Source organism: Brevibacterium sp. BRM-1 (assembly GCF_026802075.1).
GTDB lineage: Bacteria > Actinomycetota > Actinomycetes > Actinomycetales > Brevibacteriaceae > Brevibacterium > Brevibacterium rongguiense.
The window spans coordinates 1,349,066-1,371,510 of record NZ_CP113788.1 but is presented as its reverse complement, the minus strand read 5'-3'; the positions used below and the strand labels follow the sequence as shown (position 1 = coordinate 1,371,510).

15 protein-coding genes are annotated in these 22,445 nt (G+C 73.2%); 6 read left to right on the top strand and 9 right to left on the bottom strand.

Annotated features, from left to right (window positions below; translation table 11 throughout):
• Window positions 1–27 precede the first annotated feature (27 nt).
• Complete coding sequence (locus BRM1_RS06040; RefSeq protein WP_268529288.1) at window positions 28–1,047, bottom strand: 23S rRNA methyltransferase; 1,020 nt, start codon at window positions 1,045–1,047, stop codon at window positions 28–30.
• A gap of 1,166 nt (window positions 1,048–2,213) precedes the next feature.
• On the opposite strand from BRM1_RS06040, the gene BRM1_RS06035 reads away from it, so the two are divergent.
• The 4 genes from BRM1_RS06035 to BRM1_RS06020 all read left to right on the top strand — a co-directional run bounded on the left by BRM1_RS06035 (window position 2,214) and on the right by BRM1_RS06020 (window position 6,575).
• Complete coding sequence (locus BRM1_RS06035) at window positions 2,214–3,977, top strand: acetolactate synthase large subunit (protein ID WP_268529724.1); 1,764 nt, start codon at window positions 2,214–2,216, stop codon at window positions 3,975–3,977.
• On the top strand, window positions 3,974–4,483 hold the full coding sequence (ilvN, locus tag BRM1_RS06030; RefSeq protein ID WP_160954226.1) for an acetolactate synthase small subunit: 510 nt from the start codon (window positions 3,974–3,976) through the stop codon (window positions 4,481–4,483). Before BRM1_RS06035 ends, ilvN begins: the two co-directional genes overlap by 4 nt.
• 154 nt (window positions 4,484–4,637) lie before the next feature.
• Window positions 4,638–5,666 carry a ketol-acid reductoisomerase gene (gene ilvC / locus BRM1_RS06025; RefSeq protein WP_160954225.1) on the top strand — a complete coding sequence of 343 codons (1,029 nt, stop codon included), beginning with the start codon at window positions 4,638–4,640 and terminating at the stop codon, window positions 5,664–5,666.
• 162 nt (window positions 5,667–5,828) lie between these two features.
• Window positions 5,829–6,575, top strand: coding sequence for a hypothetical protein (locus BRM1_RS06020; protein WP_268529285.1), 747 nt, complete (start codon window positions 5,829–5,831; stop codon window positions 6,573–6,575).
• Between the two features lie 42 nt (window positions 6,576–6,617).
• Here BRM1_RS06020 and BRM1_RS06015 read toward each other — a convergent pair whose 3' ends face one another.
• The 4 genes from BRM1_RS06015 to BRM1_RS06000 form a co-directional block, all read right to left on the bottom strand.
• On the bottom strand, window positions 6,618–8,420 hold the full coding sequence (locus BRM1_RS06015) for an ATP-binding cassette domain-containing protein (RefSeq protein ID WP_268529283.1): 1,803 nt from the start codon (window positions 8,418–8,420) through the stop codon (window positions 6,618–6,620).
• A 51-nt stretch (window positions 8,421–8,471) separates the two neighbouring features.
• Window positions 8,472–10,142, bottom strand: a complete 1,671-nt coding sequence (locus BRM1_RS06010) for an ABC transporter substrate-binding protein (RefSeq protein WP_268529280.1) — start codon at window positions 10,140–10,142, stop codon at window positions 8,472–8,474.
• Between the two features lie 226 nt (window positions 10,143–10,368).
• Window positions 10,369–11,379 carry an ABC transporter permease gene (locus tag BRM1_RS06005; protein WP_160954222.1) on the bottom strand — a complete coding sequence of 337 codons (1,011 nt, stop codon included), beginning with the start codon at window positions 11,377–11,379 and terminating at the stop codon, window positions 10,369–10,371.
• Window positions 11,376–12,389, bottom strand: a complete 1,014-nt coding sequence (locus tag BRM1_RS06000) for an ABC transporter permease (protein WP_268529278.1) — start codon at window positions 12,387–12,389, stop codon at window positions 11,376–11,378. Before BRM1_RS06000 ends, BRM1_RS06005 begins: the two co-directional genes overlap by 4 nt.
• 336 nt (window positions 12,390–12,725) lie before the next feature.
• Here BRM1_RS06000 and BRM1_RS05995 point away from each other — a divergent pair, with 336 nt between their 5' ends.
• On the top strand, window positions 12,726–14,021 hold the full coding sequence (locus BRM1_RS05995) for a GNAT family N-acetyltransferase (RefSeq protein ID WP_160954206.1): 1,296 nt from the start codon (window positions 12,726–12,728) through the stop codon (window positions 14,019–14,021).
• Window positions 14,022–14,245: 224 nt separating this feature from the next.
• Here BRM1_RS05995 and BRM1_RS05990 read toward each other — a convergent pair whose 3' ends face one another.
• From BRM1_RS05990 to BRM1_RS05975, 4 genes are all read right to left on the bottom strand, one after another.
• Complete coding sequence (locus BRM1_RS05990; protein ID WP_160954207.1) at window positions 14,246–16,903, bottom strand: ABC transporter permease; 2,658 nt, start codon at window positions 16,901–16,903, stop codon at window positions 14,246–14,248.
• Window positions 16,900–17,658 (bottom strand): ABC transporter ATP-binding protein, encoded by a 759-nt coding sequence (locus tag BRM1_RS05985; RefSeq protein WP_160954208.1) that lies wholly within the window; start codon window positions 17,656–17,658, stop codon window positions 16,900–16,902. Before BRM1_RS05985 ends, BRM1_RS05990 begins: the two co-directional genes overlap by 4 nt.
• Window positions 17,659–17,897: 239 nt before the next feature.
• Window positions 17,898–18,608, bottom strand: a complete 711-nt coding sequence (locus BRM1_RS05980) for a response regulator (RefSeq protein WP_268529272.1) — start codon at window positions 18,606–18,608, stop codon at window positions 17,898–17,900.
• Window positions 18,605–20,029: a sensor histidine kinase gene (locus BRM1_RS05975; protein WP_268529269.1), complete on the bottom strand. Its 1,425-nt coding sequence runs from the start codon at window positions 20,027–20,029 to the stop codon at window positions 18,605–18,607. Before BRM1_RS05975 ends, BRM1_RS05980 begins: the two co-directional genes overlap by 4 nt.
• Before the next feature lie 494 nt (window positions 20,030–20,523).
• Between BRM1_RS05975 and serA the strand changes: the two genes are divergently transcribed.
• Window positions 20,524–22,110, top strand: coding sequence for a phosphoglycerate dehydrogenase (gene serA, locus BRM1_RS05970; RefSeq protein ID WP_160954211.1), 1,587 nt, complete (start codon window positions 20,524–20,526; stop codon window positions 22,108–22,110).
• Window positions 22,111–22,445 lie beyond the last annotated feature (335 nt).

The following is a 22,445-nucleotide window of genomic DNA, read 5'->3' as shown; positions in this document are numbered from 1 at the left end:
CTACGCGGCGGCGCGCCGCGCGGGCCCTCAGCCTGCCGTGTGCACCAGGCGGGTGAGGACCTCGGCGTGGGCGGTGTGGGGGAACATGTCGAGCAGCTGCGCGCTCGCGACCCGCATGCTCGGCATCGCGGCGAGGTCCCGGGCCAGGGTCGCGGGGTTGCAGCTGGAGTACACGACGTCGGGGATGCCGCTGGCCTCGATCCACGCGGCCATCGCCTCCCCGATGCCGCGCCGGGGCGGGTTGACGATGAGGACGTCCGGCGGGCCGGTGCGCTCGGCCTGGGCGCGCGCCCAGGCGAAGGCGTCGGCGGCGATGAAGTCCGCGTCCAGGCCCAGCTCCGCCGCCGTCTCCGCCGCCGAGGCGATGGCCTGGTCACTGAGCTCCACACCGGTCACGCTGCGCGCGGCGGGGTTCGGCCTGGCTGCGGCGGCCCCGCGCATTCCCGTCGCGCCGGTGCGCGGCACTCCAGTCGGCGCGGTGCGCGGCACCTCAGCCAGTGGGGCGCTCGCCACACCTGCGGGGGCGGCGGCTGCGCATGCGACCGCGGCGGGCGCTCCTGCTGAGGCGGTGCCGGGCGGCGCGCAGTGGAGGGCGAAGCCGCCCACCCCGCAGAACAGGTCCCACACGCGCAGCGGCTCCGGGGCGGCGGCAGCGTGCGCGGTCGCGGCCGGTTCCGCCCCGGCCCGCGCCTCGGCGAGCTCGTCGATCCACGCACCCACCTGCGCGTACAGCCGGCTGGCCACGGCGGTGTTCGTCTGCAGGAACGACTGGGGACGCACGCGCAGCGGGATGCGCCCCTGCGTCACCCGCAGGAAGTCCGCCCCGGCGATGTGAATCTCCTCGGGGCCCTCGAGCACCGCGGTGTGGCCGGGGTTGAGGTTGGCCGAGACGACCTCGACACCCGGCACGGCGGCCTGGAGCGAGGGCAGGTGCTCCGCGATGCGGGCAATGGACTTGGGGGAGCTCAGGACAAAGCGCACCATGAGCGCGCCCCCGTCGCCGCAGGTGACGAGCACGTGCTTGAGGTCGCCCCGGCGGCGCTGCACGTCAAAGGGGGCGACCTGGGCGCGGCGGATGAGCGCGGGGAGGTGCTCGAGCAGCCGGTGGATGGGCGCGGGGTAGAGGGGGCAGTCGCGCAGGTCGACGCCCTCGCCCGCCTCGTCGCGGATCCCGAGGACCGGCTGGATGCCGTGCCGGAGACGACCATCTTCGCCTTGTTCCGAAAGCCGGTCTCCGGGCCGACGATGGGGGAGTGCCAGATGCCCGGCGCGCCGGCCGAGGGGCCGACACGAGCAGTGCGGAAGGACCTGGCGGGAGCGGCGTCGACCCCGCTGACGGAAGCGCTGCGGGGGCTGCCCGCGACGGAAGCAGCGCCGGGCCCGCCGGTGACCGGAGAAGCACTGAGGGCGTCGCCGGCAGCCATGGCGAATGGCGCGAGGAGGTCCGCGATGCGCTCCTGGGCCTGCGCGATGCGCGCGCCCATGGGCACCGGCAGCAGGGTGCACGACCGGCACCGCCCGGCCTCGAAGTGTTCGCAGCGCATGGGGCGACAGTCTAGGCCGCTCCGCGGTGCACCGGCCGCATGCCGCGGGGCCGTCCAACACGCGCTCTCCAGCCCCTGGCCGCTCCGCGGCGCACCGGCCGCCGCCCGTCGCCTCGCCAGTGCGTCTTGCGGCTTCCTCCGCGCCCGTCTTACATCGCGAGACGGCATGCCTCGCGAATTGGCCAAGCGCTCCTGCCGCGTCTACTGTGATCCCATGAACACGCTCATTGTCGTCCTTATTGAGAAGCGCGCGGAGAACCCGTAAGCGTCTGAATCGGACGACTCGCCGCGCGCCCCTCCCGGACACCGGAAGGGGCGTTTCTTATGAGCGGACACGGAGCCCCGGCCCACCGGCCGGCACCGGGCGAGCGACCACCAGAGTTCGAAGGAGTCACCTTGGCAGCCTCATCCACGGCAGCGACGCCGCAGCCGCCTGCCTCGCCCGCCTCGGGCGCCCCCGGCTCGCCGGCGGCCCAGCCCGGCGCCTCGGCCGAGGAGCGCGCCGCGGCCGCGGCCGCCGCCGGCCCCAACCCGGACCCGGCCGCCGGCGGCGAGTGCGCGGCGCCCAAGCCCGCCCCCCGCCCTGCCGTCGGCGCCCGGCCCCAGGGCGGTGCCCGGCCCGCACCCGCCCGCCGCTCGGGCGACACCCGGCGCGAATCGGAGCCCGAGGTGCTCACCGGCGCCCAGGCGATCGTGCGCAGCCTCGAGCTGCTGGGCGTCACGGACGTCTTCGGGCTGCCCGGCGGCACGATCCTGCCCACCTACGATCCGCTGCTGGACTCGGAGATCATCAACCACATCCTCGTGCGCCACGAGCAGGGCGCCGGGCACGCGGCGGAGGGCTACGCCGCGGCAACCGGCAGGGTGGGCGTGTGCATCGCGACCTCCGGGCCCGGTGCCACGAACCTCGTGACTGCGCTCGCCGACGCCCACATGGACTCCGTGCCGATCATGGCGATCACGGGCCAGCAGGCCTCGAACCTGCTGGGCACGGACGCCTTCCAGGAGGCCGACATCGTGGGCATGACGATGCCCGTGACCAAGCACAGCTTCCTCGTCACGCGCACCGAGGACATCCCGCAGGCCATCCTCAGCGCCCACCACATCGCCTCGACGGGCCGCCCCGGCCCCGTGCTCGTGGACGTGACGAAGGACGCGCAGGCGAGCACCGCGCCGTTCGTATGGCCGGACGTGCCCGCGCTGCCCGGCTACAAGCCGGTGCTCAAGCCCCACGCCAAGCAGATCCGCGAGGCCGCGGCCCTCATCGCGAAGGCCAAGCGGCCCGTCATCTACGCCGGCGGCGGGGTCATCCGCTCCGGCGCGGCCAAGGAGCTCCTCGCGCTCGCCGAAGCGACGAACATCCCCGTGGCCACCACCCTCATGGCGCGCGGCGCCTTCCCGGACACGCACCCGCAGCACGTGGGGATGCCCGGCATGCACGGGTCCGTGGCCGCGGTCGCCTCGTTCCAGAAGTCGGATCTGCTCATCGCGATCGGCTCGCGCTTCGATGACCGGGTCACGGGCGACCTCGACTCGTTCGCACCGCGGGCCAAGGTCATCCACGCAGACATCGACCCCGCGGAGATCGGCAAGAACCGCGAGGCCGAGGTCCCCATCGTCGGCGATGCACGCGAGGTCCTCGCCGAACTCCTCGCGGAGCTCAAGTCCGAGCACCCGCAGGCGCTCGAGGACCCGCGCGAGAAGTGGTGGGCCACCGTGCGCGGCTGGAAGGAGACGTACCCGCTGGGCTACGACGCCAACGACGAGGGACTGTGCGATCCGCAGTACGTCATCCAGCGCATCTCCGCCCTCACCGGGCCGGAGGGCATCTACGTGGCAGGCGTCGGCCAGCACCAGATGTGGGCCAGCCAGTTCGTCACGTACGACCGGCCCAACTCCTGGCTCAACTCCGGCGGCGCCGGCACCATGGGCTACGCGGTGCCCGCGGCGATGGGCGCCAAGGTGGGGGAGCCGGACCGCACCGTCTGGGCGATCGACGGCGACGGCTGCTTCCAGATGACCAACCAGGAGCTCGCCACCTGCGTCATCTGCAGCATCCCGATCAAGGTCGCGATCATCAACAACTCCTCGCTCGGCATGGTCCGCCAGTGGCAGACGCTCTTCTACGACGGGCGCTACTCGAACACGGACCTCAACACCGGCCACAACAGCATCCGCGTGCCGGACTTCGTCAAGCTCGCGGAGGCCTACGGTGCCTACGGCAGGCGCGTGGACCGCAACGAGGACGTCGACGCGGCGGTGGAGGAGGCGCTGGCGATCGACGACCGGCCCGTCGTCCTCGACTTCACGGTCCCCGCCGACGCGATGGTCTGGCCCATGGTCGCGGCGGGCGTGAGCAACGATGAGATCCAGTACGCCCGGGACCTGCGCCCGGACTTCGAGGAGGAAGAGGAAGAGGAGGGGCTGGCATGAGCCGCCACACGCTCTCGGTGCTTGTGGAGAACAAGCCCGGCGTCCTGACCCGCTTCTCCGGCCTCATCGCCCGGCGCGGCTTCAACATCGACTCGCTGGCGGTGGGAACCACCGGCTACGAGGAGCTCTCGCGCATCACCGTGGTCGTCGACGTCCACGATGTGCCGCTCGAGCAGGTGACCAAGCAGCTGAACAAGCTCGTCAACGTCATCAAGATCGTCGAACTGGAGCCCGAGGCCTCGGTGCGGCGCGCGCACATGATCTTCAAGGTCCGCGCCGATGCGGCCTCGCGCGCCCAGATCGCCGCCGCAGTCGAGATGTTCCGCGCCCACATCGTGGATGTCTCCCCGGACACGGTCTGCGTCGAGGCCACCGGAGAGCAGGGCAAGCTCGACGCCCTGCGCCAGGTCCTCGAGCCCTTCGGCATCAAGGAGATCGTCCAGTCCGGCACCGTGGCGATCGGGCGCGGGTCGAAGTCGATCACGGACAAGGCGCCGCGCGCCTGACCCGCCGCCGAGGCGCGGGCCAGCGCCCGCCGTTCCCGCACCTCGGGCGCGGGCCGGCTGCCCACGGGGGCCGCCCGGCATGTGAACGTACCCGGCACCGCGTCCCACACCAGCTACCATCATTCGAGACACCTACTTGAGGAGATTGATTCCCATGGCAGAGCGCTACTACGACGACGATGCGGACCTGGCGGTCATCCAGGGCAAGAAGGTCGCAGTCATCGGCTTCGGCAGCCAGGGCCACGCGCACGCGCTGAGCCTGCGCGATTCCGGCGTCGACGTCCGGATCGGCCTGGCCGCATCCTCGAAGACGCGGGACCGCGCCGAGGCGCAGGGCTTCACCGTCGGCACCCCGGCCGAGGTCGCCGAGTGGGCAGACCTCATCGTCATCCTCGCCCCGGACCAGGTCCAGGCCGACATCTACAAGGACGAGATCCAGGACAAGCTGACCCCGGGCAAGGCCCTGCTGTTCAGCCACGGCTTCAACATCCGCTTCGGCTACATCGAGGCGCCCGAGGGCGTCGACGTCATGATGGTCGCGCCCAAGGGCCCCGGCCACGTGGTCCGCCGCGAGTTCGTCGACGGCCGCGGCGTGCCCGTGCTCGTCGCCGTCGAGGTCGACGCGACCGGCACCGCCTGGGACACCGTCATGTCGTACGCGAAGGCGATCGGCGGGCTGCGCGCCGGCGGCATCAAGACGACGTTCACGGAGGAGACGGAGACCGACCTGTTCGGCGAGCAGACCGTGCTCTGCGGCGGCGTCTCCCACCTCGTCCAGTACGGCTTCGAGACCCTCACCGAGGCCGGCTACCAGCCGGAGATCGCCTACTTCGAGGTGCTCCACGAGCTCAAGCTCATCGTCGACCTCATGGTCGAGGGCGGCATCGCCAAGCAGCGCTGGTCCTGCTCCGACACCGCGGAGTACGGCGACTACGTCTCCGGCCCCCGCGTCATCACGCCGGAGGTCAAGGAGCACATGAAGGAGGTCCTCGCGGACATCCAGAACGGCTCGTTCGCCCAGCGATTCATGGACGACCAGAAGAACGGCGCGAAGGAATTCAACGAGCTGCGCGCCAAGGAGGAGAAGCACCCGATCGAGGCGACCGGGCGCGAGCTGCGCAAGATGTTCGCGTGGCTCAAGGACTCTGACGACGACTACACCGAGGGCACCGCGGCGCGCTGACCCGGCACCCTTCACCTGCGCGCTGCACCTGAGCGCCCAGCACGTGGGCGGACGCCCCGGCGAGGAGACTCGCCGGGGGTTTGCGCGTTCGGGCCGCCCTGCAGACGGGCCGCCCTGCAGATGGGCTGCCGTGCAGATGGGCCGCCTGCGATACTGGCCCGCATGGCGCCCCGCTACCTCTACCCCCTGGCCCAGCACCCCGATGCGCCGCACCTGCTCGTGCCGTCGCGGCTGTTCCCCTGGGTGGGCTTCGGCTGGGCGCTGGGTACCTTTTTCGTCCTGCCCGTGCTCGCGCTCCTCGCCATCATGGGCGGCCAGGGCAGCCGCAGCCAGGGCGGCGCCGCGGTGTCCACCGCCGCCCTGGGCATCGTCGTGGGGATCGAGGCGCTCATGCTCGCCTGGGGCGCCGTCCATGCCGTGCGCCTCGTGCGCCTGCGCCGCCGGCTCACTGCGAGCCTCGACCGCATAGTCGCGCCGCCGGCGCACTACCTGGAGCAGGTGCGCCGGGCGGATGCGGACTTCGCGCGCCGCGATGAGCGGGCCGGCGCGATTCGGGTCCTCGTCGTCTGCCAGGCGTGGGCTGGCCGCCTCGTCGACCTCTTCGCCAGCGGCGGCCCGGACAGCGACGGCCCCTATGATGCGCACGGCCGGGTCTTCCGCGCCGCGCAGGCGCCGCGCACGGCCTTCCTCACCTCCGCGATCTGGCTGAGTGCGTGGTGGCTGCTGCTCTTCGGCTTCACGGCGGTCGGCTCGCCCGGGGGCCTGCCGGCGCTCCCGGCGCTGGGATTCGCGCACTTGGCGGTGAGCGGTCTCCTGCTCGCGGAGCTGTGGATCATCGCGGGCGTGCGCTTCTCGCTCGACCGCGGGATCCGGGCGCGCCTGCGCCGCCTCGAGCTGCAGCGGTTCTGAGCCGCCGCCGGCTCGGGCCGGCAGCGCGCACCGTCACTGCGCTCAGTGGGCGCGGGCCGCCTCCCGGCGGCGCGCCTGCACGATCGGATCTGCCACGGGAGCTGCGCTGATGAGCTCCCGGGTGTAGTCCGAGGTGGGCCGGCGCAGCACCTGCTCGGCGCCGCCGGACTCCACGACCGCGCCGCCGCGCAGCACGACCACGTGCGCGGCGATCTGCTCGATGACGGCCAGGTCGTGGCTGATGAAGAGCGAGGCGAACGCGCGCTCGTCGTGCAGCTCGCGCAGCAGTTCGAGCACCCCGGCCTGCACGGAGACATCGAGCGCGGAGGTGGGCTCGTCCGCGATGAGCAGGTCCGGGTCCAGCGCGAGCGCCCGGGCGATCGACACGCGCTGCTTCTGCCCGCCGGAGAGCTCATGGGGCATGCGCTCACCGGTGCCCGCGGGCAGCCGCACCTCGTCCAGCAGCGCGGCGACGCGCTGCCGGATCGCCCCGTGGCCCAGGTCCGTGTGCGTGCGCAGGGGCTGGGCGAGCTGGGCCCCGACCGTGCGGCGGGGGTTGAGGGAGCCCGCGGGATCCTGGAACACGGTGCCGATGCGGGCCCTCACCCGGCGCTGCTCGCGGCCGTTGCCCGGCCGGACCCGGGTGCCGGCCACCTCCGCCCACCCCGAGGTGAGCACCTGCTGGCCCACGAGCACGTTCGCGATCGTGGACTTGCCCGAGCCGGACTCGCCCACGAGCCCCACGACCGTGCCGCGCGGCACCTCGAGGCTCACTCCGCCCAGTGCCCGCGTACCGCCGCGGCCGCCGTGGACGACGACTGCCTCGTGCAGCCGCGCCGCTGGGGAATCTTCACCGCGCTGCTCGGCCCGCGGAGCTCCCTGCGCTCCCTGCGCGTGCGCGCCCGCGGGCTGGGGTGGGCGCGTCGAGGCGCGCGCACCGCCCTGCGCATACGAAGCCGCCGCACCGTCTGGCGCATGCGCCGCCGCCGGACCGTCCTTCGCGCGCTCCTCCGAGCGCGCGCGGACCCGCGCCTCGGGCTGGGCCTCCGCGCCCTCGCCCAGGCCGGTGAGGCGGGGCACGGAGGCCAGCAGCGTGCGCGTGTAGGCGTGCTGCGGATGGGCGAAGAGCTGCTCGACGGGTGCCGCCTCGACGATCCGGCCCTCGCGCATGACCGCCACGTCGTCGGCGACATCGGCGACGACGCCCATGTCGTGGGTGATGAGGAGGACGGCGCGCTCCCGGGCGATCGAGCGCAGGAGGTCGAGGATCTCCGCCTGGACCGTGACGTCGAGCGCGGTGGTGGGCTCGTCGGCGATGAGGAGCTCCGGGTCGTGGATCGTGGCCAGTGCGATCATGGCCCGCTGGAGCTGGCCGCCGGAGAGCTCGTGGGGGAAGGACCGCGCGATCCGCTCCGGATCGGCGAGGCCCGCCGCGCGCAGCGCGGTCAGCACGCGGGCCCGCGCGGCCTCGCGGCTCACCCGCTCGCCGTGCGCGCTCAGCGCCTCCGCGATGAGGCGGCCCACCCGGTACATGGGGTCGAAGGCGCCCATGGGCTCCTGGAAGACCATCCCGATGCGCAGGCCGCGCACCGCGCGCAGCACCTCCGGGGGCGCGCCCACGAGCTGCGTGCCGTCGGCCAGCACGGCGCTGCCGGCGGCGTGCGCGGACCCGCCGGCCAGGCCCACGAGCGAGAGCGCGGTGACCGACTTGCCGGATCCCGATTCGCCGACGAGCGCCAGCACGCTGGCCTCGCGCACGCGCAGGTCGACGTCGTGGGTCACCGGGTGCGCGCCGAAGCGCACGCTCAGCCCGCGCACGTCCAGCACGGGCTCCGGTGCCGTCATCGCATCCTCCATGGCAGTCCTCTCATCCCCTCCAGCCGCTCGGCCTGCCGCTCAGCCCTTGAGTGAGGCCTTCAGGTAGTTCGGGTAGGCCGGGAACGAGCCGATCGCGAAGTTCTCCACGTTCGAGCCGTGCAGGAACGAGTTCTTCGTGTAGATGAGCGGGACCACCGGGGCGTCCTGCATGATGCGCCGGTCCGCCTTCGCCCACAGCTCCTGCGCCTTGGACTGGTCGACCTCCTCGGTCGCCTGGGCGATGAGCCCGTCGACTTCCTTGTTGGAGTAGCGGGAGATGTTGTAGTTGCCCCCGCCGATCTGCGAGGAGTCGAACAGCGGCTGGATGTTGCCGTTGGCCGACGGGAAGTCCGGCTGCCAGGAGCCCAGGTAGAGGTCGTAGTCCGGCTTGCCGGTCGTGGCGTCCGCGGCAAGCGAATCGGAGTCCTCGGCCTTGATCTTCACCTTGATGCCGGCCCGCTGGAGGCCCTGCTGGATCGCCTCGGCCTGCGAGACGGAGGTCGAGTCGTTCTTCGTCAGCATGGTGAGCGTGCCCAACGACTGGCCGGAGTCCTTGAGCAGCGCCTTCGCCTTGTCCACGTCGCCGGACTCCGGCGCCTGGTAGTCGTTGTAGTCCTGGCGCCCGGGGATGCCCGGGGTGATGAGGGTGGAGGCGAAGTCGCCGGCGATCTCCCCGCCGGCGGCCACGCGGAACGCGTTCTTGTCCACCGCGTACTCGAAGGCCTTGCGCACCGTGGGGTTGTCGAGGCCCTTGGACTCGACGTTCATCGCCAGGTAGGCCAGCGCACCGTCGCCGGAGGTGACGAGGCGCGACTTCGCCGCCGAATTCTGCTGGACCTGGGCGAGCTGCGCGGCCGGCACGAAGTCGGCCGTGAAGCTGTTCGCGGCATCTCCGGAGTCCGCGACGATCGACTGCGCGGCGACCGTGGGATCCTGGCCGAGCTTGAACGTGATGGAGTCCGGCCCGGCCGTGCGGACCTCGTCCGTGTCCGCGCTCCACTCGGGGTTGCGCTCGAGCACGGAGGAGCTGCCCGAGGCGTTCGACTTCACCCGGTAGGGGCCGGTCGCGACGGGCTTGTCCGCGTACTTCTGCGGATCGTCCTTGGCCTTGGGCACCGCGGAGAACGCCGGCATCGAGGCGATCCAGGGGAAGTCTCCGTAGGCGGAGGAGAGGTGGAAGACGAGCGTCGCGTCGTCCGGAATCTCGATCGAGGCGAGCTCCTTGCCCTTGTACGGCCCGGAGTAGTCCTTGCCCCCGGCCAGCAGGGCCTTGTGGTAGCTCAGGCCGCCGGAGAGCTCCGGGGCGAACGAGCGCTCGATGCCGTACTTGACGTCCGCGGCCCGGATCGCGGTGCCGTCCTCGAACTTCAGCCCGTCCTTGAGCCGGAACGTCCAGGTCTTGCCGCCGTCGCTGGCCTTCCCGGTGTCCTGGGCCATGTCCGGAACCACCTGCGGCTCCGCGCCCGGCTCGATCTTCCACGTCGTCAGGCGCCGCTCGACGAGGCCCAGCGACGTGATCGCGAGGCTCTGGCTCTTCGCCGGATCCCAGTCCATCTGCGTCTGCGAGCTCAGGATGCTCAGGGCGCCACCGCGGTGCGTCTCGCCCAGCCTGCCCTGTCCGCCGCTCGTGTCGTCCAAGTCGTTGGCGTGGCAGCCGGCCAGTGCCAGTGCCGCCGTGATCGCCGCGGCGGCGAAAGCCGTTGTCTTCATTGCAGGTCCTTGTCGTTGTGCTGAGTCTGGGCCGCGCCCGAGGCGCGGGGCGGCCGCCCGTGGCGGGCGCCGGCCGCGCATGGCGCGGCGGATCGGAGGCGGGCGGGCAACGGGTGCCGGCCGGCGCCTCGGCGGCGGTGACATCGCCGGCCCGGCGGGTGCCGGAAGGCCAGCCTAGGGGCGTAGGCCAGGCGCGGCACCCGGGCCGCGCACGTGGCCGCCGGGCTCACGACGGGGCCCCGATGCGCGGGTCGAGCGCGCCGTAGAGCAGGTCGACGGCGAAGTTGGCGAGGACGACGGCGAGGGCGGCGAAGAGCGTGACGCCCACGATGATCTGCAGGTCGAGCGCGTTCACCGCGTCGAGGAGCAGTCCGCCCACGCCCTGGATGGCGAAGACCTTCTCCGTGATGACGGTGCCGCCCAGCAGGGAGCCGAAGTCGAGGGCGACGAGCGTGGCGATGGGCACGACGAGGTTGCGCAGCCCGTGGCGGGTGACGACGGCGGACTCCTTGAGCCCGATCGAGCGCGCCGTGCGGATGAAGTCCATGCCCATGACCTCGATGAGCGAGCCGCGGGTCAGGCGCGTGTAGATCGCGCCGTTGATGATCGCGAGCACCGTCCACGGCATGATGAGGTGGAACGCCCAGCCGCCCGGGGACTCGCTCAGCGGCACGTAGCCGCCGATCGGCAGGACGTTGAGCGTGAACCCGAAGAGCAGGATGAACAGCAGCCCCACGAGGTAGGCCGGGGCGGAGACGCCCAGGACCGAGGCGCCCATGAGCAGGCGGTCGGCGGCGCGCCCGCGGCGCAGCGCGGCGATGACGCCGGCGCCCACGCCCACGACGGTCCACAGCAGGAGCGCGCCCAGGGCGATCGAGAGGGTCACGGGCAGGCGCTCGGCGAGTAGCGACGTGACGTCGGTGTGGAGGCGGAACGAGTACCCGAAGCAGGGCGCGGCGCAGTGGATCGCGGTGGCGCCGTCGCCGAACGTGCGGCCGGCGACGATGCCCCACAGGAAGGCGCCGAGCTGGGCGAACCACGGCCGGTCGAGGCCCATGTAGGACTGGACCTCGACGAGCCGGTCCGGGGTGCACGGCTTGCCGCAGGACAGCTGGGCGGGGTTGTTCGGCAGCAGGTAGAAGATGGCGAAGCTCGCCGCCGCGATGACGAGGAGCACGGCGAGCGCGCCGCCCAGCCGGCCCGCGGCGAAGCGTAGGTAGCCCAGCGCCCGGCTCATCGGATGGCCTCCTCGGCGGCCGCGGGGGCGCCCGCGTCCGCGCCGGTCTCCGCGGTGCGCGGGTCGAGCGCATCGCGCAGGCCGTCGCCGAAGAGCGTGAAGCCCAGGGTGACGACGAACAGCGCGGCACCGGGGAAGACGAGGTAGAGGGGGTCGACCTGGACCCACTCGACGGCCGAGGAGATGGTCCGGCCCCAGGAGGGGGTGGGCGGGTTGATGCCGACGCCCAGGAAGCTCAGCGCCGCCTCGGTGCCGATCTTCGCCGGCAGGCTCATCGTGGTGAACACAATGATCGTGGCGGCGAGGTTGGGCAGGATCTCGCGGATGAGGATCGTGCCGGCCGGGATGCCGGTGGCGCGGGCGGCGCGCACGAAGCCGCGCGAGCGCAGGCTCAGCGCCTCGGAGCGGACCACGCGCGCGATGCTCGGCCAGCCGAAGAGCCCGATGACGGCCACGAGCACGACGGACTTGGGGAAGCGGTCCGGCACGACCGCCGAGAGCGCGATCGCGAAGATGAGGAACGGGAAGCCGAAGACCACGTCGGTGAACCGGCTGAGCAGCCGGTCGGCGAGCCCGCCGAAGTAGCCGGCCGTGATGCCCACGGCCACGCCGATGATGACGGAGACGACCGTGGCCGCCAGGCCGATGAAGAGCGAGACGTGCGAGCCCCACAGGACGATCGCGAGCAGATCCCGGCCGGTGCGGGGCTCGAGGCCGAACGGGTGCGCCGCGCTCATCCCGCCCAGGGGGCCCGCCGGCGCGGTGTTGGCCGCGAGCAGGTCCGTGTTGTACGTGTACGGGTCGTTGCCGCTGAGCGCCGTGTACAGCGGCGCGGCGGGGATCATGAGCACGGCGAGCGCCACGAGCGCGACGCCGATGAGCGCCGCGGGGTCCGTGCGCAGCCGGTGCAGCGGGCCGCGGCCGGCTCCGCGCGCCGACCGGCGCCGGCCGGCCGTGCTGCCGGGCGCGGCGGCAGCGGCACCGGAGGACGGGGCGCGGCGGGCGTGCATGGGGCTCCTGGTGGGCTGAGCGGGCTGGGCGGGAGGTGCGGCCGGCATCCTCGCGCGCGGGGGCGGCCGCTGCTGCGGCTGCCGGGGCGGCGCGGGTGCGGCGCGCGCAGGGGTGCGAAGCAGACCAACATATATGCAAGCACGCTTATTCCACCGGGGGGCGCCTGCGCGTCACACGGGCGTCACACGCGGACGGCGGGGGTGTGGCACTCGCGGGCGGTGGGGGGGGGTGCCGCACGCACGGGTTCGGCGGGGTGCGTCACTCGCGGGCGGTGGGGCGGCACCACCGGGGACGAACGGCGCAGGGGAGTGTGAGCCATGCGATAGCCTGAGCCGGTGACTGAATACCGTTTCGAGACCTTTGCGCCCCAGATCGTCGACGGCGCTCCCGACGCCCGCACCGCGGACTACATGCAGGCGGTGCGCGCGGGCTTCCACGACAAGCGGGTCGATGGGGAGAAGCTCCTGCGCCGCACGGAGCGCGCGATCGCGGATGGACGGGTCTTCACCGCGGCCTACCCCACGCGGGTGCCGAAGGGTGCGCTGAGCGCGGACATCCCAGTCGCCACCTTCGCCCACTTCGAGAAGCAGATGAACGTGGGCGGCGCGCGCCTGCTGCCCGCCCACCTCATCACGTGGGTGACGGTGCGGCCCACGCACCGCCGCCGCGGCCTGCTGCGCAGCCTCATGACGGCCAACCTCCAGCACGCAGCGGACGCCGGCTACGCGTTCGCGGCCCTCACCGCCACGGAGGGCGGCATCTACCGCCGCTTCGGCTTCGGGACCGCCACCTGGTATTCGAGCTACGAGGTCGACACGAGCCCCGGCTTCGCGCTCGCCGTCGAGCCGGACCGCCGCGTGGAGATGTGCGATCCCGACGAGCTCGCGGACCTCGCCCCCGAGCTGTACGAGGAGTTCCAGAAGATCTCCCCGGGTGCCGCCGGCCGCCAGCAGGTCTACTACGACGTGGCCACCGGCGATCTCAACGTCGACACGGACGAGCCGGACCTCGCCGTGCGCGCGGCCCTCCACTACGACGAGCACGGCCGGCCCGATGGCTTCGTCAGCTACAAGTTCGCCGGCTGGGACGTCAAGCCGGGCACGATCGAGCTGCTCGACTTCGTCGCCGTCTCCGATGCCGCCTACTCCTCGCTCTGGGCCTTCCTCGCCGCGATCGACCTCGTCGAGCGCGTGAAGTTCGGCTACGGCGCCCAGCAGTCGCCCCTGCCGTGGCTGCTCACGGACCCCCGCCGGGCCAAGCTCGTCGCGACGAAGGACGGGGTGTGGCTGCGCATCCTCGACGTGCTCAAGTCCCTGCGCGCCCGCCCGTGGATGGTCGCCGGCGAGCTCACGCTCTCCGTCGAGGACCCGCTCGGCTACGCCGCAGGGGTCTTCCGCATCGACGCCGACGGCCGCGCCGCCCAGATCGAGCGGATTGCCGAGGAGCCCTCCGATGCGAAGGCGGACCTTGCCCTCAGCGTCTCCGAGCTGGGCTCGATCTACCTGGGCGGGGCCGATCCCGTTGTCCTCGTGCGCGCCGGGCGGATCCGCGAGCTGACCGCGGGGGCCGCGGTGCGCGCGCGCACGATGTTCGGCCTCGAGCGCGCCCCGTACGCCCCGAACGACTTCTAGCGCCGCTCCCGGGGCGTGTGATCGGTCGGCCGACGTGCGCTGTCGCTCAGCGGCAGCAGCCGGTCGGCCCGTCGCCGGCGGGGCACCTCGGCGCCCCGCCACGCCCGCGGCTGCAACCGACGAACAGCGCACTGAGCGAAGCGCCCGCCGGCCGCGGCCAGCGGGCGCTTCACCGTCTGCGGGGCCGCTGGCCCGGGCGGCCCCGCGCGCCGCATCGTCCCGGCTCAGCGGGTGAGCCCCTCGGCCGGGACGATGCGGGAGATCCGGCGCGCCGGCAGCGCCGAGGCCAGGGCCGCAGCCGCGAGGGCCGCCGCGACGATCGCTGCGAGCTGGAGCCACGGCAGCCCGATCACGACGGTGACCCCGTCGAGGTCGAGGAGCGCGGACGTCCCGGCCCAGCCGAAGAACGCGCCGAGCGCCAGGCCCAGCACGAGCGCCACGACGCCCATGAGCACCGCCTCGATCGTGATGAGCGCGCCCACCGAGCCGCGCGACATGCCCATGGCCCGCAGCAGCGCGGCCTCGCGGGTGCGCTCGAAGACGGACATCGACAGCGTGTTGCCCACGCCCACGATCGCGATGACGACGGAGGCGGCCAGCAGCACGAGGACGATCGTGAGCATGATGTCGATGATCTGGCCGTAGCTGGCCCGCTGCATCGCCCCGGAGAGGTCCGGCTCGGCTGCCGGGTGCGCCGCCTGCAGATCGGTGGCGAGCTGGCTGACCTGCGAGGGGCTGGCGTCATCGGCGATCCTCAGCCACGTCTGGCCGTTGCCCTGTGTGGGATCGAGCGGGGCAATGTCCGCGGGATCCGCGAGCACCGTGCCGTTCGGCAGGCCCTGTTCCACGCGGACTCGTAGTAAGACCGATTCGCCGTGGGCGCGCAGGGTGATGCGGGCTCCCTCCAGCTCGCCCTCGTCGACTTCCGCATCGGGGATCGCCGAGGTGGAGGCGAGCACCTCGCCGCGCTCGGGTACGAGGTTTCCGCGGCGCGCCGCCGAGGTGCTGTCCCGCGTGGCGCCCAGGACAGTCGTGGTGCCGCTGGCGTCCGTGCCCTCGCCGCTCAGTGCGGCCTTCGCACTGGCTCCGGCCAGTTCGCTGCGGGCGGCGACGATGTCGGAGTCCCCGGCGGCGCGCTTGGCGGCGTCGGGCGTCGCGGCCGCGTCGACCGCGTTGCGCTGGACGAGCTCCGTGCTCAGCGTGGTCTTGAGCGTCTGCGCGCCCACGACCATCGTCGCGACGAGCGTGACGCCGATGAGCAGCGCGGTCGTCGTCGAGGCCGCGCGGCGCGGGGCCATGCGCACGCTGCGGGCCACCAGGCCCGCGGTGGGGGAGCCGCCCGTGAGCTTCTCGAGCAACCGGCCGCAGCCCTCGATGAGCGGCGGCACGATGACACGGGAGAGGACGAGCACGCCGAAGAACGCGAGCACACCGCCGCCGAACGCGGGGAGGAGGGAGTGCAGGAGGGCGCCGGTGAGCGTGAGCGCCAGGCCCGCCGCCGTCATGAGGCCGCCCAGGATGGCGCGCACCCACGGGAAGCGGCGGTCCGGTGCCGGCACGTCGAGGGGCGCGAGCGCCTGGATGGGCGAGACGCGCGTGGCCTTGCGGGCCGGGACGATGCAGGCGAGCACCGTGACGACGATGCCCACGGCCGGCCCGGCGATGAGGGCCGTCCACGGCAGGCCCGGGACCGGGAAGGACGGGAGCCAGAGCTTCTGCGCCGCCAGGCCCAGGCCCGCGGCTCCCGCCCAGCCCAGGAGCAGGCCGGCGATCGAGCCGAGCACGCCGAGCACCAGCCCCTCGGCGAGGGTGGCCGCGCGGATCTGGCCGCGGGTGGCCCCGATCGCCCGCATGAGGGCAAGGGAGCGGGTGCGGGAGGCGACGAGCACCTGGAACGTGTTGGAGATGACGAGGGCCGCGACGATGATCGCGATCGCGGCGAACGCGAGGACGATCGAAACGAGGGCGTTCGACGAGCCGGTGAGGCTCTCCATCTTCTGGCCGACGAGCTGGTCGTTCGTCTGCACGCTCAGGCCGGCGACCGCCAGCCCCTTGTCGCCCTCGTCCTCGACCGCGGCGCCGTGCGCGGTGTCCGCGATGGCGTGGGCCACGCGCTGCTGGGCCGCGGTGAGGGCCGCGGGGTCCTCGGCCTGGTTGCCGCTGAGCGTCAGCCGGATGGAGTCGGGGCTGGCGCCGGCGTCGATTCGGTTAAGGCCCGCGGAGGTGAGGTAGGCCGTGCCGTAGCCCTCCCCGTCGGAGATGACGCCGGAGACGGTGTAGTCCTTCTTCGTGTCCGCGCTGCCCGCGGAATCGCCGCCCATGGCGCCGAGGTCGGAGTCGAGTTCGATGCGGTCACCGGCGCTCGCGCCCAGGGTCTTCGCATCCGAGGCGTAGAGGGCGATCTGGTCCTTGCCCGCCGGGGTCGTGCCCGCGTCCATTGTCATGCTGCGGGAGGTGGGGTAGGTCGACAGGCCGAGCGCGGACTTCGCGCTGCCCGCCTGGGCCTGGGCATAGGTCGTCTCGATGAGCTGCGCCGATTCGACGCCGTCCAGGCGGCCCAGCCGCTTGGCGAGCTTTGTGGACAGCTCCGCCGAAGCCGAGCCGGCGGAGTCCGACCCTGCGGAGTCCGATCCCGTGGCGGAGTCGTGAGCGTTCGGATCGTCGGAGCTCGCCTCGGGGGGCGCCCCCGCGGACGAGTCGTAGCCGACGATGAGCTGGGCGCCGGCGGCATCGGCCTCCGCCTGCTTGCGCATGGCGTCGTTGAAGGACTGGGAGAGCGCGAGGACGGCCGTGATGAACGCGACGGAGACCATGACCGCGATGCCGGCCGCGATCAGGCGGCCGCCGCCGGTGCGCAGGTTCGCCAGGGTGATGTGCCTCATCGGGTGACCTCCAGCATGGCGCGGGAGAGCGTCTGCACGTCGGGGCGGATGAGGTCGCCGGCGATGCGGCCGTCGGCCAGGAGGACGACCCTGTCGGCCCGGGCGGCGGCGCTGACGTCGTGGGTGACCATGACGACGGTCTGGCCGAACTCGTCGACGGCGGCGCGCAGGAGGTCGAGCACCTCGGTGCCGGTGGCGGAGTCGAGGTTGCCGGTGGGCTCGTCGGCGAAGATGATGTCCGGCCGGGTGACGAGGGCGCGGGCCACGGCCACCCGCTGCTGCTGGCCGCCGGAGAGCTCGAACGGGCGGTGGTGCAGGCGCGGGCGCAGGCCCAGCAGCTCGACGATCCGGTCGTGGAACGCCCGGTCGACGGTCTTCTTCGCAAGCTTCGAGGGCAGCAGGATGTTCTCCTCGGCCGTCATGGCGGGGACCAGGTTGAACGCCTGGAAGATGAAGCCCACATGCTCGCGGCGCACGCGGGTGAGCTGCTTCTCGCTCAGGCTCGTGAGGTCGCGGCGGCCGATCGAGACCCGGCCCGAATCGGGTACGTCGAGCCCGGCGAGGACGTGCATGAGCGTGGACTTGCCCGACCCGGAGGGGCCCATGATGGCGGTGAAGCGGGCGGCCTCGATGTCGATGCTCAGACCGTTGAGGGGGCGCACTGCCGCCTCCCCGGCGCCGTAGGTCTTCACGAGGTCTCTCGCCTGGGCGGCCGCCGTGTAGGCGGGATTGTGGGCCGTGGCCGTCATCGTCATCGCATCCTCTGCTTGGGGAATCGCACCGGTCGGTGCTGGGCGGCGGCGGGGCGCGGGGTGCCCCCGCGGCCGCCGAACATGACTCCTACGCTATGGATTCCCAGGTCAGCGCGCATCGGCCCCGGGGCTGATTTGGCGCGCGGCCCATCATCCTCAAGGATGAGGGAAAACCCCCGGCGGGCGGCGGGGGCGGCCTCGGGCTCAGTGCACACAGGTGGGCTCAGTGCCCGCGGGCGAGGTCAGTGCCCGGGGGTGATGAGTCCGGCCTTGTAGGCGAAGACGACCGCCTGGACCCGGTCGCGCACGCGCAGCTTCGCGAGGATGCGGCCCACGTGCGTCTTGACCGTCGCCTCGGAGAGCACGAGGCGCGCGGCGATGTCGGCATTCGAATCGCCGCTGGCGACCTCGATGAGCACCTCGCGCTCGCGCTCCGTGAGCGCGGCGAGCAGCCGCGCCTGCTGCGGGTCCGGGGTGCGCTGCGCAGCGCCCAGCACCGCCGAGTCGAGCAGCCGGCGCGTGGTCGTCGGCGCCACGACCGCCCCGCCCCGGTGCACGGTGCGGATCGCCTCGAGCAGCGCCTCGGGGGCGGCGTCCTTGAGGAGGAAGCCGGAGGCGCCGGCGCGCAGGGCGGCGTAGGCGTATTCATCGGTGTCGAACGTGGTGAGGACGATGATCTTCGGCACCGGACCGGCGGCGGGAACATCGCCCGCGACGATCCGGCGGGTCGCCTCGAGCCCGTCGAGGCGCGGCATCCGGATGTCCATGAGCACGACGTCGGCCCGCTGGCGGGCCAGCAGCGCGATCGCCTCGGCGCCGTCGCCGGCCTGGCCGATGACGCGCAGGTCCGGCTGCGAGTCGATGACCATGGCGAAGCCGGCGCGCAGCAGCGGCTGGTCGTCGACGAGCAGCACCCGCAGCTGCTCCGGGTCCGCGGTCGGCGCTGCGGTCATCGTGGCGGCTCCTCGTGCTCGGGTGTCGGGACCACCGAGTGAGCGGGTCCCGCGGCTTCGGGGCGGGCCTCGGCCGAGGCGCCCGGACCGGTGGGCGCCGCAGCTCCCGTGCCGGTGGGTGCCGCAGCTCCCGTGCCGGTGAGCGCGGGCTCGAGTGCGACGGGCAGGCGCAGCTCCACGTGGAAGCCGTCGGCGCGGGCCTCCGCCGCGAGCTCCGCGCCCATGATCTGGGCGCGCTCGGCCATTCCGCTCAGCCCCGAACCGGCGCCATCGGAACCGGCCTGCGCCCCGCGGCCGGTGTCGTCGACGCGGACAACGAGGGTCGCCGGGGCGGGCTCGAGGCGCAGGGAGACCGTGGCCCGGGCGGCGGGGCCCGCGTGCTTCATCGTGTTCGTCAGCGCCTCCTGCACGATCCGGTAGAGGGCCAGGCCCGTGCTCGCGGGCAGCGCGGTGCGCTGGGCGAGCAGGCCAGGGTCGCCGATGAGGCTCACCGGCAGCCCGGCCGCGCGCACGTCGGCGACGAGCGCGGGAATGTCCGCAAGGGCGGGCATCGGGGCGGTGCGGGCGGCATCGTCGTCGCGCAGCACGCCGAGCATGCCGCGCATCTGGGCGAGCGCCTCGCGCCCGGTCGTGCCGATCGTCGCGAAGACCCCCTGTGCCCGCGCGGGGTCGGTCTGCGCGATGTAGCTGCCGCCGTCGGACTGCGCGATCATGACGGACATCGAGTGAGCGACGATGTCGTGCATCTCGCGGGCGATGCGCATCCGCTCGGCGTCAGCGGCCAGCCGGGACTCCCGCTCCCGTTCGCGCTCGAGCAGGCGGCTGCGCTCGGCTACCGCCGCGATCTCGCGTCGCCGCCGGCGCCGCACGTCGCCGAGCACCCAGGCGAACCCGACGCTCAGCGCGCCGAACACCGTGCATGCCACAACCGTGGCGATGGCCTCCGGGGGAAGGTCGAGGGCGAACCGGCCGCCCGGGGTGCGCTCGGCGCCCATGAGCACCGCGAGCGCGACGCCCATGACGAGCGCGCCGGCCAAGCCGACGAGGAGGAAGATCCGCCCGCACCGCGCCGGGGCGAACGCGCCGACGGAGTAGACCATGATGGGGGCGGCCACGTAGGCCAGCGAGGGCGGGATGACGAGGACCGCGCTGAGCGCGAAGGCGGCGGTCATCGTCCAGGCGGCCGGGACGGGCCACACCCGGCGGACGGCGAGTGGGGCGCACATGGCCACGGAGACGAGGCCGGCCACCCAGCCCGGCGCCCCTGCGAGGGGGCCAGTGGGCAGGGCCCAGCGCGGGGCGCTCGTGGCCCACGCCAGCAGCGTGAGGAGCAGGGTGAGGACGAACGTGTCCGCGATCCAGGGCCTGCGGTCGAAGAACCCGGCAACCGTGACGTGGCGCGGAGGCGGGTTCGCGGGCATGGCGCCCACTCTAGGCGACGGGCGGGGCCGGCTCGCGCCTTGGCGGGGGAGGTGTTGAGCAAGGGCCGCCCCGGCCCGTGCCTCGGGAAGTGGGGGACCCCGGTTCGCGCCTCGGTGAACGGGGGTGGAGACCGTCAGTCCCCGGCGCACGGGTCTGGCCCGGTCGATGCCGCCGCGAGCGGGGACCCCGGCCCGCGCCTCGGTAAACGGGGGCGGAGGCCGTCAGCCCCCGGCGCACGGGTCTGGCCCGGTCGATGCCGCAGCGAGCGGGGACCCCGGCCCGCGCCTCGGCGCAGGGCGGGAGCACAGGCGACCCTCGCCTCGGTGGGGGCGAGGGCGAGCAGAGCGGCGGGTGTGCGGCGGGCGGGCGGTCCACGATGCGGGCCCGGGCGTGAGAGGCGCGGCGGCGCCGCCTAGACTTGTCCCGGAACGGGGCGCGGCGCCGCGGTGCGCGGGCCCCGGTGGAATCGAATCTCTCCGGGAGGACCCGAACCGTGCCCAAGCCCGTCGTGCTCATCGCCGAAAACCTGTCGCCCGCCACCGTCGAGGCGCTGGGCCCCGACTTCGAGATCCGCACGTGCAACGGCGCCGATCGCGGTGAGCTGCTCGCGGCCCTGCCAGGCGCGGACGCCGTGCTCATCCGCTCGGCCACGCAGATGGACGCCGAGGCGATCGCCGCGGCGGACCGGCTCAAGGTCATCGCGCGGGCCGGGGTGGGCCTCGACAACGTCGACGTGCCCGCCGCCACCCGCGCCGGTGTCATGGTCGTCAACGCCCCCACCTCGAACATCGTCTCCGCGGCCGAGCTCACGATGGCCCACATCCTCGCCTCCGCCCGCAACTTCGGCGCCGGCCACACCTCGCTCAAGGCGGGGCAGTGGAACCGCTCCAAGCTCACCGGCGTGGAGCTGTACGAGAAGACGCTCGGGATCGTGGGGCTGGGTCGGATCGGCGGGCTCATCGCCGAGCGCGCCAAGGCCTTCGGCATGAAGCTCGTGGGCTACGACCCCTACATCACGCAGGCCCGCGCCGCGCAGATGGGCGTGAGCGTCATGAGCCTCGACGAGGTCCTCGAGGCCAGCGACTTCATCACCGTGCACATGCCCAAGACGCCGGAGACGATCGGCATGATCGGCCGCGAGGCGCTGGCGAAGGCGAAGCCGGGCGTGCGCATCGTCAACGTGGCCCGCGGCGGCATCGTCGACGAGGAGGCGCTGGCCGAGGCCGTCGCCTCCGGCCAGGTCGCCGGCGCCGGCATCGACGTGTGGTCCGTCGAGCCGCCCGAGGGCTCCCCGCTCATGGACCTCGACGCGGTCAACGTGACCCCGCACCTGGGCGCCTCCACCGCCGAGGCGCAGGAGAAGGCCGGCGTGGCCGTCGCGAAGTCCGTGCGCCGGGCGCTGTCCGGCGAGCTCGTGCCCGATGCGGTCAACGTGGCCGGCGGCGCGATCGACCCCGATGTGCGCCCGGGCATTCCCCTGGCCGAGCGGCTGGGCCGGGTCGTCTCCGCGCTCGCCGAGTCGCCGGTGACCCACCTGCGGGTGGAAGTGCACGGCGAGATCGCCGACAAGGACGTCTCCGTCCTCACGCTCTCCGCGCTCAAGGGCCTGTTCATGGACGTCGTCTCCACGCCGGTGTCCTACGTCAACGCGCCCGTCTTCGCCGAGGAGCGGGGCCTGAGCGTCGAGTCCATCGCCGATCACGAGGTCGAGGCGTTCCGCAACCTCACGACGCTGGTCGCCACCACCTCGGACGGCCAGCAGGTGCGCGTGTCCGGCACCGTGACCGGTCCCAAGCTCATCCAGAAGCTCACCGAGGTCAACGGGTTCGAGCTCGAGATCCAGCTGGCAGACCACCTGCTCGTCTTCCGCTACCAGGACCGCCCGGGCATCATCGGCCAGCTGGGCCAGGCGCTCGGTGCCGCGGACATCAACATCGCCGGGATGCAGGTCTCGCCCGCCGACGGCGAGGCCCTGTCCGTCATGGCAGTCGACTCCCCGGTGACGGGTGAGGTCGTGGCCGCCGTCGCGGGTGCCGTGGACGCCTCGTCGTTCTCCGTCGTCAACCTCGTGGAGGACTGAGCGGGTTCCGCCCTCGCCAATCTCGTGGAGGGGCGAGCGGGGCTGCCGCGGCCGTCGCGGGTGAGGGGCCCGGGTCTGCGGGATGCGCGTGTGTGCCCGAGCGGCGTGCGGGTCTGCGGGTGCCCGCGGTGTTCGAGCCTGCGGGCCGCGCTGGCCTGCGGGGCGGGGATGCCCGCTGGACTTCCGAGCCTGCGGGGCGCCCGCCCTTTGGAGGCGGAGCCCTCGCCGAGTGGTCATTCCTGTTCGGTTGACGCTGGGCGAACCGAACGAGAATGACCTCTCAGCGGTGGGAAGCGGGGGCAAGAGCGGGTGAGGGTGGCGGTGGCCGGCGGCTC